Raw genomic sequence first — 17,670 nt, forward strand, 5'->3', positions numbered from 1 at the left:
TTCGATTAACCTCTTCCACCACCACGTCTGCTACTAGAACCTCTAGAACTTCCTGAAGATCTACTGCTAGATCCACCTGAAGATCTTACAGATCCTGAAGATCTTGAACTTCCAGACGAACGCCTCACTGTACCCGATGAACCTCTTGAACTTCCAGAAGATCTTCTAACTGTGCCAGATGAACGGGAGTTACCAGACGATCTTCTAACCGTTCCGGATGAACTAGATCTTCTAGATGGTCTAGTTATTCTATTATTAGATGATCTTGTAGACCGTGTACCTCTATTGATACGGGTAGATGAAGAATTTCTAATAGATCTCGAAGAGCTATTTGACCTAATTCTAGTGTTATTGTTAGCATTAAGTCTACTTGTTGAATAATTTCGCCTAGCTAATGCGGCATTACTTCGACCATTAAGGCTTGAGTTACTGGTTCTAAGTAAAGAACCTCTTCTGCCTGCAGAATAAGCATATCTATTATTGTTTCTGTAAAAATTGTTGTTATAGCCCCAATTGTTCCAGCCCCAACCATAATTGTAGGCCCAGCCAGCATTCCATCCGTATCCATAATATCCACCATAGAACCAAGGATCATTCCATCCATATCCATAGCCCCAACGATTAAAGCCCCAAGGGCGTGCCCATCCGTAACCGTAGCCAAAGCCACCGTTCCATAACCATGGGTCGTTCCAGCCATACCATCCATTATCAATAATATTTATGGAAATATTACTATTCGATTGTCCCCATCCACCATACATTGGTTCTTGTTCAAGGGTGTCGATTGCTCTTTCAGTATAGTCTCCTGCATAGCCATCAATATCGGTAAAAATATCGCCGTCAGCGGTAATCGCATCAACTTCAGCCTTGTTTTCAGCGAAATAATTTTTATAATAGTTTGATTCTTTAGTAGATGTTGTAACTACTGGCTGTTCAACTTCATTTTCATATTCGTAATCACCAGAATATATGCCATCATTATCGTAGCCCACATATTGGTAGGAGCCACAAGATGTTAACAAGGCCAAAAAGCCCAGAGCAACAAAAAATGGCAATTTTTGGTTTGTAAATTTTTTAAATTGCATATCTCTTTTATTTTATTGTTGAACATTGTAAAAATAGTTAGTTTTGCTGAACTATTTTTTTATTTAACATAAGCACAATATTTGTGCCAAAATCCTAATAATGAGCAAAAATCTTACAAGTAGGGCTGAAGATTATTCAAAATGGTATAATGAGCTTGTAGTTAAAGCAGATTTAGCCGAAAATTCTGCGGTTCGCGGTTGCATGGTCATTAAACCTTATGGTTATGCTATTTGGGAAAAGATGCAAGCTGAATTGGATAGAATGTTTAAAGAAACAGGGCATCAGAATGCCTATTTTCCACTTTTTGTTCCTAAAAGCTTGTTTGAGGCAGAAGAAAAAAATGCTGAAGGTTTTGCGAAAGAATGTGCTGTTGTTACGCATTACCGTCTTCAAAATGATCCTGACAATCCTGGTAAGCTAAGAGTGGATCCAGAGGCAAAATTAGAAGAAGAATTAGTTGTTAGACCCACGAGTGAAGCTATTATTTGGAATACCTATAAAGGATGGATCCAAAGTTACCGAGATCTCCCAATACTTATTAATCAATGGGCAAACGTCGTCCGTTGGGAAATGAGAACGAGATTGTTTTTGCGTACTGCAGAATTTTTATGGCAGGAAGGCCACACGGCACATGCAACAAAAAAAGAAGCATTGCATGAAGCTGAGCAGATGAACGATGTCTATGCTGAGTTTGCCGAGAATTTTATGGCAATACCAGTAATTAAAGGAGTGAAAACTGAAAGTGAACGTTTTGCAGGTGCTTTAGAAACTTTTTGTATCGAGGCACTGATGCAAGATGGAAAAGCCTTACAAGCTGGTACATCTCATTTTTTGGGTCAGAATTTTGCCAAAGCTTTTGATGTAAAGTTCACCAACAATGAAGGGAAGCTAGACCATGTTTGGGCAACATCTTGGGGAGTGTCTACCCGATTAATGGGTGCTTTGATTATGACGCATAGTGATGATAAAGGTTTGGTATTACCTCCAAATTTGGCACCATCCCAAGTAGTAATTGTTCCTATATATAAGACTGATGAGCAATTCGAAATTATTTCGGAAAAGGCTAAGGATATAATAAAATCATTAAAAGAGATTGGTGTTAGCTGTAAATTTGATAATAGAACAACACATAGACCAGGTGCCAAATTCGCACAACACGAATTACAAGGTGTTCCTTTGCGTATAGCTATTGGACCTAAAGATCTGGAAAATGGTACGGTTGAATTAGCTAGACGGGATACGCTAACGAAAGGTATTGTTCTAATGGATGATTTAGCAGATACAATAAAAAGTTTACTAGAAACAATTCAAAAAGAACTTTTTGATAGAGCTTTAGATTATAGAGATTCTCACATAACAGAAGTGGATAACTTTGAAGAATTTAAAAAAGTTCTCGAAACCAAAACAGGATTTGTGTCCGCTCATTGGGATGGAACTAGCGAAACAGAGCAAAAGATTAAAGAAATTACAAAGGCAACTATAAGATGTATACCAATGAACAATGAATTAAAGGAAGGTGAATGTGTTTATAGCGGTAAAAAATCTATGCAGAGGGTGTTATTTGCAAAGGCCTATTAAAAAAAAATCAAAAAAAATTAAATAGGTGTTGCAACATTTAAAAATAGTTGTATTTTTGCATCCGCAATGGAAACGTTGTAGGTTCATTTAATTAGTAGAATAACCAAAATGGCCCGTTCGTCTATCGGCTAGGACGCCAGGTTTTCATCCTGGTAAGAGGGGTTCGATTCCCCTACGGGCTACAATTTTTAATAAGAAAGAAAAATAATGGCAAATCATAAGTCAGCTTTAAAAAGAATAAGAAGTAACGAGAAGAAAAGAGTGCTCAATAGATACCAGCACAAGACGACTCGTAGTGCTATAAAAAAGTTACGTGAAATCACTGATGCTAAAGAAGCAAAAGAGATGTTACCATCTGTTCATAGCATGATTGATAAATTGGCTAAGAAAAATATTATTCACGATAATAAAGCAGCCAACTTAAAATCTCAGTTAACTAAGCACGTTGCCGCTATATAATTGTAGATTCTTACTAAGAGATTAAAAAGTCTTTCCATATGGAAAGACTTTTTTTTGCTAGAGGGTAAGGGTTTTGTTTTTCATTCAGAAAATATTAGGCACGCTCCTTTTCAAGAATAGGTTTCTTTTCTGTTTTTTCTGGCGGAATAAGATAGCGGTGGTTATTATTGAAAAATTGCTGTTGCATCGCTTCCATACGTTTCATTATGTCCTCTAAGTTTGGAAATCCATTTGGCATTCGTTTAGAGAAAGAATCATCTGAAAAGAAATCATCCGAAAAAAATTGTTTCATTATAGAGTCGCTGTCAATGGAATTCGACAGGTTTGGACTGTTGAACATAGAAAATTGTCGGCGCAACATAGAACGCATCTTATTTAGTAAACTGTCATTTTCAATTTGTTTGAGACCTTTTAAATTTCCTGACGATGACCAAGTGTAGATCGAGTCGTATTTAATTATGTTTCCGTTTTCGTCGAGTTCCTTGTTAACCTTCCAACTTCCTTCTGGTGATGTAATAGTGTCGATCTTTATTTTTGTTTTCGCAATGTCGTCTTTAGTGATTTTGGAATCCTGCGCATTGCAACTTGTAGCCAAAATTGCTACAAACAAAAAGAGTTTTACTTTTTTCATTTTTTACAATTTTTAAGTTAAACATATTGGACTTGATTATGCAAAAAAAATGCCATTCTGTTTTAAATAACATTTTTGTCAGATTAAAGTATTGATTAGATTTAAGACAAATAAAAAACCTCAAACTAGAGGTTTGAGGTTTTGAAATATGTTATGTCTTATAGTTGTTTACCCATTCATAGAAATCAAAAACTCTTCATTGTTTTTGGTTTGCTTAAACCTGTCATTAATAAATTCCATAGCTTCCACAGGGTTCATATCTGCAAGGTACTTGCGCATTACCCACATTCTTTGAATAGTATTATCATCCAATAACAGGTCATCACGTCTTGTACTTGATGATGTAAGATCAATGGCAGGGAAAATTCTTCTGTTAGAGATTTTACGATCCAACTGTAATTCCATGTTGCCAGTTCCTTTAAATTCTTCAAAAATTACTTCATCCATTTTAGAGCCAGTTTCAGTAAGTGCAGTTGCAATGATGGTTAAAGAACCACCATTTTCAATATTACGAGCAGCTCCAAAGAAACGTTTTGGTTTGTGCAAAGCATTGGCATCTACACCACCGGAAAGTATTTTACCAGATGCTGGCTGTACAGTGTTATAAGCTCTTGCTAATCTTGTAATTGAATCTAAAAGTATAACGACATCATGGCCACATTCTACCAAACGCTTCGCTTTTTCTAAAACGATATTGGCGATTTTCACATGTTCATGCGCTTCTTTATCAAAAGTAGAAGCAATAACTTCTCCACGTACGTTCCGTTGCATGTCCGTTACCTCTTCAGGTCTTTCATCAATTAACAATATCATTTGATATACCTCAGGATGGTTGGCGGCAATTGCATTAGCAACATCCTTTAATAACATCGTTTTACCCGTTTTTGGTTGCGATACAATCATACCACGCTGTCCTTTACCAATAGGGGCAAAGAGATCCATGATTCTCGTAGAGATTGTACTTTGTCTTTCTGCTAGATTGAACTTCTCTTTAGGAAAAAGTGGTGTTAAATGCTCAAAAGCAACTCTGTCTCTTACCACCTGTGGACTTTGACCGTTTATTTTACTCACTTTAATAAGTGGAAAATATTTTTCGCCTTCTTTTGGTGGTCTAACATGACCTAAAACAGTATCACCAGTTTTAAGACCAAATAGTCTAATCTGTGATTGCGAAACATAGATATCATCGGGAGAAGTGAGGTAATTGTAATCTGACGACCTTAAAAACCCGTAACCATCTTGCATGATATCAAGAACTCCTTCACTTTCTATAATGGCATCGAATTCAAAATCTGGTTCACGATAGCGATTTCTACTATCCTTATTGCCATTATTTTTTGGATTATTGCTGTTCCTGTTGTTATTACTTTTGGAGCGTTGCTGTCTATTGTCGTTTTTTTGATTCCTTTTGTTATCGTCACTGCGATCATTGGATTTTTGATCCTGACCTTTATTGCTCGACTTGTCATTATTTGACTTGTCGTTATTAGGTTTTGACGTGCGAGGCTTGCGTTCTTGAGGCTTACGTTCTTGAGTTTTAGACTTATTGTCGTCTTTATTGTCAGAAGTATCTTTATTGTTTTGTCCTTTATTGCTTTGTGGTTTCTGTTGTCTAGGACTTTTTTGAGCAGGCTTTTTGTCTTGGGTATCAACTTTTTTATCAGTTTCAACTTTAGCCTTCACAGCATCAGGATTTGCGGCTTGGTAATCTAGAATCTTATAAACTAGATCTAATTTTTTTTGTGTACGGTATTTAGGTACATTGAGAGTTTTGGCTATTTCCTGTAGTTCTGGAAGTTTTTTAGCCTTTAACTGAGAAATTTCAAACATTCTTATGTGTATAATGTATTATAATTTGATAGTATTAATTCAAGATTCTCTAGATATTGTAAAAAGAAAAAAAGTGAAATTAATTTTGAAGATTAGAGTGATGCAACTCAGATTGTTGCCTCATTTACTGCAATAATACGATTTTATTTTAATATAATTTCTATCTTTTTCAAAAATAAACTACTAATTTTGTGCTGCTTTTTAAAACGAAGTCATGATTCAACGCATACAAACCTTATACTTAGTTTTAGCTGCTGCAATTTCTGCAGGGTTGATATTTGTATTTCACCTTTGGACAAACGACGAAGGTTTAAAGGTGTACGCACAAGATAATATATACTATTTTGGCTTGTTTTTAGGATCGGCTGTATTATCTTTAATTTCAATTTTTAGTTATAAAAACAGGAAATCCCAATTTGTATTGGGACGACTTAATATCATATTAAACTTTATTTTACTAGGAGTCTTTGTGTATCAATCTCTAAACTTATCTGGAGAAACTAGCGTTTCTGAGAAAGGTATTGGGATTCTTCTTCCAATTTTTTCTATTGTGTGTTTGGTCTTGGCTAACAAGGCTATTAAAAAGGACGAAGATCTCGTAAAATCTGTAGATAGATTACGATGAACCTAACATCTTAGTAGTATTAGTGTGAAAAACCCAGACGCTGCCGTCTGGGTTTTTTAATGCTATCGTTTTTCAAATTCTATAATCTCTAATTCTTTTATTTGCTTACCATCTATCTTAAACCGAAGCATTGTTCTCGCTTTATGAAATCCGTGTTTGCCTACAGCACCAGGATTCATATGTAGAAGATTCAGTTTTTTATCTGGCATTACTTTTAGAATATGCGAATGTCCTGTAATAAAAATATCTGGTGGATTTAACTGCAATTCTTCTCTTACCCGATTATTATACTTAGGTGGGTAACCACCAATATGCGTCATCCAAACATCTACCTCTTCGCATCGAAACCTATTGTGGAGAGGAAATTCTCTTCTGGCCTTAGCATCATCAATATTACCATATACCGCTTTTAATGGTTTCAGTATTTTTATTTGATCTGTAACATTTAGATCGCCAATATCACCTGCGTGCCAGACTTCATCGGCTTTTTTTACGTGTTTTAAAATGGCGTCGTCAATGTAGCTATGGGTATCAGATAATAGAAGTATTTTTTTCAATTGTGGTAAACTTGATTCAGTAACTTTTTTTATCCCAATAAAAATCCGGATTGTAAACAAAAGAGTTTTTTGCGTAATTTTTGTTAATAATCTGAAAATTTCAGATTTGCCTCTTAAGTAATTAGCTACCTTTGTGAATTACAAAAATAAGGTTTCTCTTGCGGTTTTTTATAGAACTTTCGTACAATGGCAAAGCATATCATGGTTGGCAAAATCAGCCGAACGCCATCACTGTTCAGGAAGTAGTTGAGAAAGCTTTGAGCATCTTACTAAAAAGAAAAATCTCAATCATGGGAGCTGGGAGAACCGACGCTGGAGTACATGCGTCACAAATGTTCGCCCATTTTGATTTTTATGAAGCGATCAATTCAAAAGATTTAGTTTACAAATTAAATTCTTTGTTACCTAAAGATATCGCTGTTGCAAATGTGTTTCAGGTAAAGGATGATGCTCATGCGAGATTTCACGCTTCAGGCAGAACATACCATTATAGAGTTTCGACTTCTAAGAATGTATTTAGTTATGATTATGCTTATCAAATGCAGCTGCCTTTAAATGTTGATAAAATGAATGAGGCTTGTAATATTCTATTGCAGTATAGTGATTTTCAATGTTTTTCTAAAAGTAATACAGATGTGAAAACGTATTATTGTAATGTGAAAGAGGCGAGATGGGAGAGAAAGGAAAATGAACTGATTTTTGTAATTTCGGCAGACCGATTTTTAAGAAATATGGTAAGAGCAGTGGTCGGAACGATGATAAGTGTTGGATTAGGGAAATTTAAACCAGGAGATTTACATCAGATTATAGCATCTAAGGATAGGTCTGAAGCGGGGTTTTCGGTTCCTGGGCACGGCCTTTATTTGGTCAGGGTTGATTATCCTGATTGTATTAAAATGAGTTAATTACGAATTTAATTAAATAAATACCAAAGGAAGTTTGGCATACATGACACAGACAAAGAAGAAAATATTTGATGTTTCACTCTTCACGAGATTGCTAACATACATTAGGCCATATCGAATGATTTTCATTCTTTCTTTAATATGTGTTATTGGTTTAGCAATTTTTGGTGCCACAAGACCTTATGTTTTAAAAGAGGCCATTGATGTACAAGTGGCGACCAAACAATACGATGGTTTTGTGTTTTACATTGGCATCATGTTAGCTTTATTGCTTTTAGAAGTGGTTTGCCAACTGTTGTTTATTTATTATGCTAGTTGGTTAGGGCAATCCGTTGTAAAGGATGTAAGGGTAAAATTGTTCCGGCATATGCTTAAGTTCAAAATGACTTATTTTGATAAATCTTCGGTTGGTGTATTGATTACTCGGGCAGTAACGGATATGGAACGTATAGCCGATATTTTTGGTGAAGGTTTATTTATGATATTTAGTGACATCCTAAAAATGTTGGTTGTTGCTGGTTTTATGACTTATATGAACTGGAAATTGAGTCTAATAGTATTTACCACTTTGCCGCTCATTCTTTTTGCTACAAAGATATTTCAGAAATATATGAAACGTGCGTTCGAAGATGTACGCACAGAGGTGTCAAACCTCAATTCGTTTGTTCAGGAGCGTGTTACGGGAATGAAAATACTTCAATTATTTACTAGAGAAACTACTGAATATAAAAATTTTAAAACTATAAATGAGCGTCATAAAAAAGGATGGTTAAAAACGGTTTGGTACAATTCAATTTTCTTTCCTATTGCAGAATTCTTGTCATCACTTACCATGGCAATGGTGATTTTAGTTGGTGGTTATGATATTGTATCGAGTGATCCAGGAACAACTTTGGGTCATCTAATTGCATTCACCATGTTTGTGCCAATGTTATTTAGACCATTGAACCAAATTGCAAATAAATTCAACACGTTGCAAATGGGAATGGTAGCAGCAGACCGTGTATTTAAAGTGCTCGATACAGAATCAAATATCGATGATTCTGGTACTCATGAAGCCAATCAATTTAAAGGCAACATAAAATTTGAGGATGTTCGTTTTTCATACATTAAAGATGAAGAAGTATTAAAAGGAATTTCTTTTGATGTAAAGGCAGGCGAAACAGTTGCTATAGTGGGTGCCACAGGTGCAGGAAAATCAACTATTATAAATCTATTAAATCGTTTTTATGATATTGATTCTGGCACTATAGAAGTAGATGGTACTAACATTAAAGACATGACGTTAAGTTCATTGAGAGAACAAATAGCTGTAGTGCTACAAGATGTCTTTTTGTTTGCAGATACTATAGTTAATAATATAACCTTGAATAATGAATATGTAACTGAGGCCGACGTGATAGATGCCGCTAAGGCCATCGGGATTCATGATTTTATTTCAAGTTTACCTAATGGTTATCATTATAATGTAAAAGAACGAGGTGTGATGCTTTCTTCAGGTCAGCGACAGCTAATTTCATTCTTGAGGGCTTACGTAACCAACCCGAGTATTTTAATTTTGGATGAAGCAACTTCTTCCGTAGACTCCTATTCAGAACAGCTTATACAGGACGCCACTGACACTATTACTAAAGGAAGAACCTCAATTGTAATTGCTCACAGGTTGGCAACCATTCAGCAAGCCGATAAAATAATTGTAATGGATGCTGGTAAAATTGTAGAAATCGGTACACACCAATCGCTACTTAAATTACAGAATGGTTACTACAAAAATCTATACGAAGTTCAGTTTTTAAAGGCTGAAGCGGTATAGTTTTAATGTGGTTTAAAATCTTCTAAATTTATGGACCCAGTAAAAAACATAATTAGACCTCCTATAATTGTGCTTATAATGTAAACTACTATAAATATAAAAATCGCCATAAAAGATCTCAATATTAACTGTGACGGACTAATCTTAAATATCTGTTTCAGTAAATAACAATGATAAATAAACATTAATGGGAAGGTCAAAAAAGAAAACAGAATATAATAGTTGGGTATAGCTAATAGAATTAATTGAGAAACAAACACCATTAATATACTCATTAGAGACATAGAATATAGATAGATTATGATATGCTCAGTAAAATTATATTTCTTATCTAAAAAAACAACCCATGAGATTAAGGCAAAAACAGGCACAAAAAGCGAATAGATTATAGAACTGTATTCTAATGAGCCATTAGTGGATTCGGCAAGAACTTCCTTCGGAATGTTGAAGCCTTCAAAAATACTCGACATATCTAAATACCTCATGTAAAATTTCTTTATAATAAATAAAGAAAAACCTGAGAGCGTCAATGCCAATCCAAAGAAGCTAATAGGGTTTATATATTTTTTTCTAACACCGTTGATATACCCAACAATGACATCTTCAGGGTTTTTAAAAAGTTGAACAAAAGTGCGTAATAGCTTATTATCATAATTAAAAAAGGTTTCACTCAGATGCTCAAATAAATTTCTGAAACTTAAACGATTTCTGATAACTTTTCCGCCACAGCTTCTACAGTAATCATCGTTTTCTAATAGTTCGGTATGGCAGTTTTTACAATTCATTTTATTTAGTGGACATTATTACAAATACAGCTAGTATCGCAAAAATTGAAAAAATTATGATATATGATAAAAGATAGACAAAGCAAACGATTAAAAACTTGGCAATGGTCTCTAAATGACTTTCATTAAAAACCCGTTTTAATATATAATATAGATATATAAATAACGGTATCATAATAATACTGGAGACTATTAAATAATTGAGGCCAAAAAGTAGAAACAGAATACTAAACACTGAGGTAATAATAATTATCTGTGCAGAATAGTAAAGGTTAAGCACTAAGTGCTCTGTAAAATTAAAGCGTCTCTTGCCACAAATGTAATAGGTAACCCAAGTGGCAAATGCTGATATAGGTACACCGATAATGTAAATTAGACTTTGGTAACTATTAAAAAAATCATAATCGAAATCCTTAAAAGGGTTGTTTTGTTGGGCAGCTGATTCTTTCACTTCAAGTATAGATCCAAAATCAATATTCATGGCATCTTCAAAAAAAGTACTCATTAAAAAAACTTGAATACCTGCTAACGTCAGAGAAATACCAAAATAGCTAATAACATTAACATACTTTTTTCTGACCCCTTCTACATAACCAACAATAACCTCTTCTGGTTTGGTAAAAAGTTCAATAAAAGTACGCAGTAGCTTGTTGTCATAGTTAAAAAAGGTTTCACTGATGTGCTCAAATAAATTACCAAAAGTTAGTCTATTACGAATTACCTTAGCACCACATTCATCACAAAAATTTTGTGATTCTCTCAAAGAGCTATTACAGTTTTTGCACTCCACTAAGTCAAATCTTCTTTTATTTTTGCTGTGAGTTCATCAGTATCCTTAAACATTACAAATTCACCATTTTTCAAATAGGAAATCTGTCCGTTTTCCTCACTTACCGCAATAGCTAGTGCATCTGTCTTTTCGGTAATGCCAACGGCTGCTCTGTGTCTGAGCCCAAAGCGTTCTGGTATATTTTTTTCATTGTTCACTGGCAGAATAACACGCGTGGCCTTCACCACGTTATTGTCTATAATAATTGCTCCATCATGTAAAGGACTATTTTTAAAGAAAATACTTTCTATAATGGGTTGGGACACCAGAATGTTCATTTCATCACCAGTATTGGTCAAAAAATCGAGATTGTTGTTACGTTCTATAACAATCAGTGCTCCGGTATTAGTAGATGCCATCCGATTACAGGCATTGATAATGGCATCAACGTCTGTAGTAGTTGGGTCGTCATTTTTAAGGAATTTAAAATTTTTGAAAATATTGCGTTTGCCACCAATTTTGGTAGATCCTACCATTAATAGAAATTTTCTTATTTCAGGTTGAAATACCACAATTAGCGCAATAATTCCAACTTTCATAAAGCCATCGAAAATACTGTATAACATCACCATGTTGAGGTAATCCGTAAGACGCCAAACCAAGTAAACGATCAGAATACCAATGAAAATATTGATTGCAACTGTGCCTTTTACTAATTTATAAATATAATATAGAAGAATAGCGACAAGAAAGACATCTACAAAATCTATAAATCTAAAATCCCAAAGTTGTAAGTTGTCCAAAAGCTAGTGTTTTTGCTAATTTAAGAATTTATGTTAATAAATGAATTTAAAAATTTAACCATTAAGCTGGTTGTATAAACTGATGCATTCTACAGCTTCCTTTACGTCATGAACTCTTAACAGTTTCGCTTTTTTTTGCAGAGCGACCATATGTAAGGCTGTTGTGCCATTTAACGAATTTTCTGAGGTGATATTTAAAGTTTTATAAACCATTGACTTTCTAGAAATACCAGCTAACAGAGGTTTGTCTAATATTTGTAATAAATCTAGTTGGCTTAAAAGCTCATAATTTTGAGCTATAGTTTTGGCAAACCCAAAACCAGGATCTATAATTATATCATTGATTTTCTGGGCGTGAGCAGCGGCAATACGCTCGGCAAAATAAGAGATGACTTCTTTCGTTAAATCCTCATAGTCTGTTTGCTTTTGCATTGTTTTTGGATTACCTCTCATATGCATCATTATATAAGGTACACCCAATTTACCAATAGTCTCAAGCATAGAACCATCAAGTTTTCCTGCAGAGATATCATTAATAAGGGCTGCACCAGCTTCAACACTTTTTACTGCAACTTCGCTTCTAAAGGTGTCAACTGAAAAGAGTGTTTCAGGAAAACGTTTCAAAATTAGTTCTATAATAGGGACCACGCGATATAATTCCTCTGAAATTGACACATTATCAGCATTTGGTCGAGAACTATAACCACCAATATCAATAAAGGTTGCCCCATCTCTAAGCATGGTTTCGACTTGACTCAAAATTGCAGATTCATTGTTGTATTTACCACCATCGTAAAATGAATCTGGTGTTACGTTTAAGATTCCCATTACTTTGGGTTGCTTTAAATCTATGAGTTTACCTTTGCAATTTATAGTCATTGTTTTATTCAGAATTAAATTTGAATTTTAAAATTGTGATAATGTTGTTAATATTTTGAATTTAGAACGTTCAACTTTGAACTCTAAATAATTTAAGCGAAATTTACGGAAATTATAATATACCAAATGAAGGATACTTCAAAACAATACGATACTGTGGTTGCTAAATGCCAAGCTCTTTTTGAAAAAAAAATGAGTGATTACGGTAGTGCGTGGCGCATATTAAGGTTGCCATCTTTGACCGATCAGATATTCATTAAAGCCCAGCGAATAAGAGGATTGCAACAAAATGATGAAAGGAAAGTAGATGAGGGAGAAGTAAGCGAATTCATAGGCATAATTAATTATTGCGTAATGGCATTGATTCAACTTAAAAAAGGAGTGGTGGAGCAACCTGATTTGAATACTGCTGAATCAATTAAATTATACAACGAACAAATTAAAATCACCAAACAGTTGATGCTTGATAAAAATCACGATTATGGTGAGGCATGGCGTGATATGAGAGTGAGTTCTTTAACAGATTTAATTTTGCAAAAACTATTAAGAGTAAAACAAATTGAAGATAATTCTGGGCAAACATTAGTAAGTGAAGGCATTGATGCCAATTATCAAGATATGATTAATTATGCTGTTTTTGCGATGATTCATCTCAATGAAGCTAACTGATTGTCATTTCTGCGAAAGCAGCAATCCATAATTAGATAAATTTTAAATAAGTAGATTACTGCTAGCGCAGGAAGGACAAAAACATTATGAAATACATAGTACAAATAAGCAGAATTCTAGTTGGAATTCTCTTCATCATATCGGGATTTATAAAACTCAATGATCCCTTAGGATTTTCATATAAATTACAGGAATACTTTGGAGCTGATGTTTTAAATATAGAATTCTTGATTCCTTATGCGCTTGGTATTTCGGTCATTGTGGTTGTGTTTGAAGTCGTTCTTGGTGTGTTTTTACTCATTGGCTATAAACCAAAATTTACAGTTTGGAGTTTACTTATAATGATAGTATTCTTCACATTTTTAACATTTTATTCCGCATATTTTGACAAAGTAAAAGATTGTGGATGTTTTGGTGATGCATTGAAACTTACACCTTGGGAAAGCTTTACAAAAGATGTGATTCTTTTGGTATTGATTGTGATTCTATTTGTTGGTTTAAAACACATTAAACCACTATTCTCAAAACTGCCAACAACGGTGATTGCCTTATTAAGCTTCATACTATCCTTATGGTTTGGCTATCATGTGCTTATGCATTTGCCGGTAATAGATTTTAGAGCTTATGCTATTGGCAAGAATATTCAAAAACAGATGGAAGTTCCAGAAAATGCTCAAAAACCTGTTCTAGAATACACATGGACTTTTAATGTCAATGGAGAAGAGAAGGAATTTGTAACCAATGGTAGTTATCCAAATGTTGATGGTGAATATGTGGGTGTAGAGACCAAAACTATTGATGAGGGATATATTCCACCTATCCAAGATTTTTCCATTGAATCTGATGATGAGGACTTAACTAATTATTTTTTAGAGAAAGAAAACTTGGTAATCATTGCAATGTACGACATCAATAAAGCTGAATTAGAAGGCTTAAAAATGTTAAAATCCTTTTCTGAAAGAGCGTTGAAAAAAGGCTATACGGTAATTGGATTAACATCGTCTGGAGCGCAAGACAAGCAACAATTAAAAGAAGATTTCAACCTTAATTTCGATTTTTATCTTTGTGACGAAAAGGTGATTAAAACTATTGTACGCTCAAATCCAGGTATTGTAATTTTAAATAAAGGTACAATAGAACAAAAAGCTCATTGGAATGACATTGAAGATGTAGAATTATAATTTTGCATAAATAGAAAAAAGAATTAATTCTCAAGAACCCATAAACTCTGATCAACTATCTTCTAAATAAAATTTTTTACGCTTTTATCACATTATTGGGTGTAGTTACTGTCATTTTCTTTTTGTTTACCATTCTGCCAGGTGATCCGGCCAAAATGATGTTGGGTCAGAATCAAAATTCAGAACAAGTCGAAGCTGTAAAGAAAAAATATGGTTTTGATAAGCCAATTAGCACACAGTATTTGTACTATTTAAACGATTTGTCGCCAATTTCATTTCATTCTAACTCAACAGAAGATTATACCTATCTGCGAGACAATAAATATACAGCTACAGAATTGTTTACCATTGGAAATACCACAACAGTAATCAAAACTCCTTATTTACGTGAGTCATTCACTAAACAGGGCAAAAAAGTAACCGAAGTCATTGGAGAAACCATTCCGAATACATTCGTTTTGGCGGTTTCAGCTATTGTCATAGCTATAAGTCTTGGGATTATATTCGGTATCATTTCGGCATTATTTAAAGACACATGGATCGATAAATTAATTCAAGTGCTGAGTACTTTTGGCATGAGCGTACCTTCATTTTTCAGTGCCATATTATTCGCTTGGCTGTTTGGTTTTGTATTGCATGAATACACCAATCTAGAAATGACAGGCAGTCTTTACGAGCTTGACGATTTTGGCGAAAAAATGACTATCCAGTGGAAAAATTTAATACTTCCTGCCATAGTCTTGGGTATTCGTCCATTGGCTGTAATTATTCAATTGATGCGTAATTCTTTATTGGATGTCATGAATCAAGATTACATCCGGACTGCTAGAGCAAAAGGCCTGAGCGAATTTCAGGTTATTAAAAACCATGCTGTTAAGAACGCCTTAAATCCAGTTGTTACTGCTATTTCAGGATGGTTTGCGTCTATGTTGGCTGGAGCCGTTTTTGTGGAATATATTTTTGGGTGGAACGGTCTTGGAAAAGAAATCGTAAACGCACTCAACACTTTAGATCTACCAGTAATAATGGGAGCCGTTTTAGTCATTGCTATCGTATTTATCACCATTAATATTCTGGTAGACTTTATTTACGCTTGGTTGGACCCAAGAGTTAAGTTGTCCTAGTAATTTAGTTTTTTGAAATTTTGAGTTCCTCATTCTTAGAAAGCTTAGGATAGGAATAATATCTTATTTTTGTTATTCAAGTTTAATGTTAACCAAAAAAATCCCTTCATTCAAAGAGGTACCTATAATAATGAGAAAGAAAATTGTAGCAGGAAACTGGAAAATGAATAACGATTTGGCCCAAACCGAACGGCTAATTACTGATTTAAGAAAACAGAGCAAAACCTCAAAAGCAGAGGTGATGATTGCGCCAGCATTCACTAATTTGTGGCAAGCCTACCAAACCTTAAAAGAAAGTAGTATAGAAGTCATTGCACAGAATATGCATTTTGCTGAAAATGGTGCTTACACAGGAGAGGTCAGTGCTAGTATGCTTAAAAGTATAGGTATCCAAACCGTTATATTGGGACATAGCGAACGTCGCGCGTATTATAATGAAACCGATGAGTCACTCACCAAAAAAGTAGATGCAGCATTGGCTAATGATATGCGGATTATTTTCTGTTTTGGCGAGGAATTGGAAGACCGCAAGTCGGGTAATGAGGAAAAGATTGTCGGTGACCAAATCAAAAATGCACTCTTTCATCTCAAGGATTCTGCATTCAAAAATATTATTTTGGCATACGAACCAGTTTGGGCCATCGGAACCGGAGAAACTGCGAGCCCGGAACAGGCACAGGATATGCACAAATTTATTCGAAAAACACTAACCGACGAATACGGTAGTGACGTATCGGATGCTGTATCCATTCTTTACGGAGGCAGTGTAAAACCAAATAACGCTAAGGAGATTTTCGGAAAACCAGACGTGGATGGTGGCCTAATCGGTGGAGCATCCCTAAATGCCGAAGACTTTTTTGCTATCGTTAACGCATTTTAAAAAAAATATATGGGCGTTTCCCAGATGACGCAGCGTCATCTGGGTCGCGCTATTCACTATATCTTTTTTTCTTTAAAGCTCTCAAACGTCGAGGTATATTAAAATATTTAATTCAAAATTGATAGTTAATTCATTCCAAGCCACTAAAAAAAAGGATATCGTTTCTATCGCTAACGCACTAATCAGCTCAATAAAAGTTAAACATCCATGTCCAATCCAATTTATTTAGGTTACCACTTTAAAGTTTCGCCATTACAGCCAGCAACAGAAATCTTAATTGCCGAACTGGGTTATGCGGGTTTTGAGAGTTTTGTAGAAACTGAAGATGGTGTTACGGCATACATTCAGAAAGAAGAGTGGTATGATGAAATTCTTAATGATATTCAGATTTTAAAATCGGACGAATTTGAAATTACTTATAGTTCAGAAGAAATAAAACAAACCAACTGGAATGAGGAATGGGAAAAAAACTTCACACCTATTGAAGTAGACAATCTGGTAACTGTACGAGCACCTTTTCATAAAAAACCTACTACGAAGTACGATCTTATCATAGAACCAAAAATGAGCTTTGGTACTGGTCATCATGAAACAACGCATATGATGATTCAGCATATTTTAAAAAATGATTTTAAAAACAAATCGGTTTTAGATATGGGTTGTGGCACTGGCGTTCTCGCTATCCTGGCCGAAAAAGTAGGAGCAACAAAACTAGACGCTATTGATATAGATAATTGGTGCTATTTGAATAGTTTAGAAAATGTGGAGCGTAATCATTGTGAACATATATCAGTTTTTGAAGGTGATGCGTCCGTAATTAAAAATTCTTATGATGTTATTATTGCAAACATTAATAGAAATATTCTCTTACAGGACATTTCGACCTATGTAAATCACTTAAACAATAACGGAATATTGTTCTTAAGCGGTTTTTATGATGATGATTTTGAAATTATTAATAGAAAATGTCAGGCAAACGGACTTAATTTTATCGATAAACTGCATAAAAATAAATGGAATGCCGTAAAATTTGTTAAAATTTAAGTATTTCTCAATATATATTCTAATTAATTGTGTTATTGTCAATAAGTTAAGA

The 17,670-nt window shown here is 34.4% G+C and carries 18 protein-coding genes and 1 tRNA gene; 11 read left to right on the forward strand and 8 right to left on the reverse strand.

The genetic code is table 11. The annotated features are described in order from the left end of the window. Positions 1-5 precede the first annotated feature (5 nt). On the reverse strand, positions 6-1,085 hold the full coding sequence (locus tag HM983_RS11370) for a hypothetical protein (protein ID WP_179345559.1): 1,080 nt from the start codon (positions 1,083-1,085) through the stop codon (positions 6-8). Between the two features lie 100 nt (positions 1,086-1,185). On the opposite strand from HM983_RS11370, the gene proS reads away from it, so the two are divergent. The 3 genes from proS to rpsT all read left to right on the forward strand — a co-directional run bounded on the left by proS (position 1,186) and on the right by rpsT (position 3,123). Continuing rightward, positions 1,186-2,664, forward strand: coding sequence for a proline--tRNA ligase (proS, locus tag HM983_RS11375; protein ID WP_179345560.1), 1,479 nt, complete (start codon positions 1,186-1,188; stop codon positions 2,662-2,664). Positions 2,665-2,774: 110 nt separating this feature from the next. Then, positions 2,775-2,846: transfer RNA gene (locus tag HM983_RS11380), tRNA-Glu, on the forward strand. A gap of 25 nt (positions 2,847-2,871) precedes the next feature. Next, positions 2,872-3,123, forward strand: a complete 252-nt coding sequence (rpsT, locus tag HM983_RS11385) for a 30S ribosomal protein S20 (RefSeq protein WP_179345561.1) — start codon at positions 2,872-2,874, stop codon at positions 3,121-3,123. 94 nt (positions 3,124-3,217) lie between these two features. On the opposite strand, the gene HM983_RS11390 is transcribed toward rpsT, so the two are convergent. Together HM983_RS11390 and rho are read right to left on the reverse strand one after the other, a co-directional pair. Beyond that, complete coding sequence (locus HM983_RS11390; RefSeq protein ID WP_179345562.1) at positions 3,218-3,754, reverse strand: hypothetical protein; 537 nt, start codon at positions 3,752-3,754, stop codon at positions 3,218-3,220. A gap of 168 nt (positions 3,755-3,922) precedes the next feature. Beyond that, a complete protein-coding gene (gene rho, locus HM983_RS11395) occupies positions 3,923-5,584 on the reverse strand; it encodes a transcription termination factor Rho (protein ID WP_179345563.1) in 1,662 nt (553 codons plus the stop codon). A gap of 214 nt (positions 5,585-5,798) precedes the next feature. Here rho and HM983_RS11400 point away from each other — a divergent pair, with 214 nt between their 5' ends. Continuing rightward, entirely contained in the window at positions 5,799-6,209 is a 411-nt protein-coding gene (locus tag HM983_RS11400) for a DUF4293 domain-containing protein (protein WP_179345564.1), read from the forward strand. A 62-nt stretch (positions 6,210-6,271) separates the two neighbouring features. Here HM983_RS11400 and HM983_RS11405 read toward each other — a convergent pair whose 3' ends face one another. Continuing rightward, a complete protein-coding gene (locus HM983_RS11405; RefSeq protein ID WP_179345565.1) occupies positions 6,272-6,766 on the reverse strand; it encodes a metallophosphoesterase family protein in 495 nt (164 codons plus the stop codon). 158 nt (positions 6,767-6,924) lie between these two features. Between HM983_RS11405 and truA the strand changes: the two genes are divergently transcribed. Both truA and HM983_RS11415 read left to right on the forward strand, forming a co-directional pair. Next, positions 6,925-7,671: a tRNA pseudouridine(38-40) synthase TruA gene (truA, locus tag HM983_RS11410; protein ID WP_179345566.1), complete on the forward strand. Its 747-nt coding sequence runs from the start codon at positions 6,925-6,927 to the stop codon at positions 7,669-7,671. Between the two features lie 43 nt (positions 7,672-7,714). Continuing rightward, entirely contained in the window at positions 7,715-9,484 is a 1,770-nt protein-coding gene (locus tag HM983_RS11415) for an ABC transporter ATP-binding protein (protein ID WP_179345567.1), read from the forward strand. 2 nt (positions 9,485-9,486) lie between these two features. Here HM983_RS11415 and HM983_RS11420 read toward each other — a convergent pair whose 3' ends face one another. From HM983_RS11420 to folP, 4 genes are read right to left on the reverse strand one after another with little or no spacing between them, the layout of a single operon-like run. After that, positions 9,487-10,269, reverse strand: coding sequence for a DUF3667 domain-containing protein (locus HM983_RS11420; protein ID WP_179345568.1), 783 nt, complete (start codon positions 10,267-10,269; stop codon positions 9,487-9,489). Position 10,270: 1 nt separating this feature from the next. Beyond that, a complete protein-coding gene (locus HM983_RS11425; RefSeq protein ID WP_179345569.1) occupies positions 10,271-11,032 on the reverse strand; it encodes a DUF3667 domain-containing protein in 762 nt (253 codons plus the stop codon). A 26-nt stretch (positions 11,033-11,058) separates the two neighbouring features. Next, positions 11,059-11,841, reverse strand: a complete 783-nt coding sequence (cdaA, locus tag HM983_RS11430; protein WP_179345570.1) for a diadenylate cyclase CdaA — start codon at positions 11,839-11,841, stop codon at positions 11,059-11,061. Positions 11,842-11,895: 54 nt separating this feature from the next. Beyond that, positions 11,896-12,720, reverse strand: coding sequence for a dihydropteroate synthase (gene folP, locus HM983_RS11435; protein WP_179345571.1), 825 nt, complete (start codon positions 12,718-12,720; stop codon positions 11,896-11,898). A 126-nt stretch (positions 12,721-12,846) separates the two neighbouring features. Here folP and HM983_RS11440 point away from each other — a divergent pair, with 126 nt between their 5' ends. The 5 genes from HM983_RS11440 (at position 12,847) to prmA (ending at position 17,618) form a co-directional block, all read left to right on the forward strand. Next, on the forward strand, positions 12,847-13,389 hold the full coding sequence (locus tag HM983_RS11440; RefSeq protein ID WP_179345572.1) for a DUF1599 domain-containing protein: 543 nt from the start codon (positions 12,847-12,849) through the stop codon (positions 13,387-13,389). Between the two features lie 86 nt (positions 13,390-13,475). Continuing rightward, on the forward strand, positions 13,476-14,570 hold the full coding sequence (locus HM983_RS11445; protein WP_179345573.1) for a BT_3928 family protein: 1,095 nt from the start codon (positions 13,476-13,478) through the stop codon (positions 14,568-14,570). A gap of 47 nt (positions 14,571-14,617) precedes the next feature. Continuing rightward, positions 14,618-15,694, forward strand: coding sequence for an ABC transporter permease (locus HM983_RS11450; protein ID WP_179345942.1), 1,077 nt, complete (start codon positions 14,618-14,620; stop codon positions 15,692-15,694). 130 nt (positions 15,695-15,824) lie between these two features. Then, a complete protein-coding gene (gene tpiA, locus HM983_RS11455) occupies positions 15,825-16,574 on the forward strand; it encodes a triose-phosphate isomerase (protein WP_179345574.1) in 750 nt (249 codons plus the stop codon). A 207-nt stretch (positions 16,575-16,781) separates the two neighbouring features. Continuing rightward, complete coding sequence (prmA, locus tag HM983_RS11460) at positions 16,782-17,618, forward strand: 50S ribosomal protein L11 methyltransferase (protein WP_179345575.1); 837 nt, start codon at positions 16,782-16,784, stop codon at positions 17,616-17,618. Positions 17,619-17,670 lie beyond the last annotated feature (52 nt).

The organism is Winogradskyella ursingii (genome assembly GCF_013403975.1).
Taxonomy (GTDB): Bacteria; Bacteroidota; Bacteroidia; order Flavobacteriales; family Flavobacteriaceae; genus Winogradskyella; species Winogradskyella ursingii.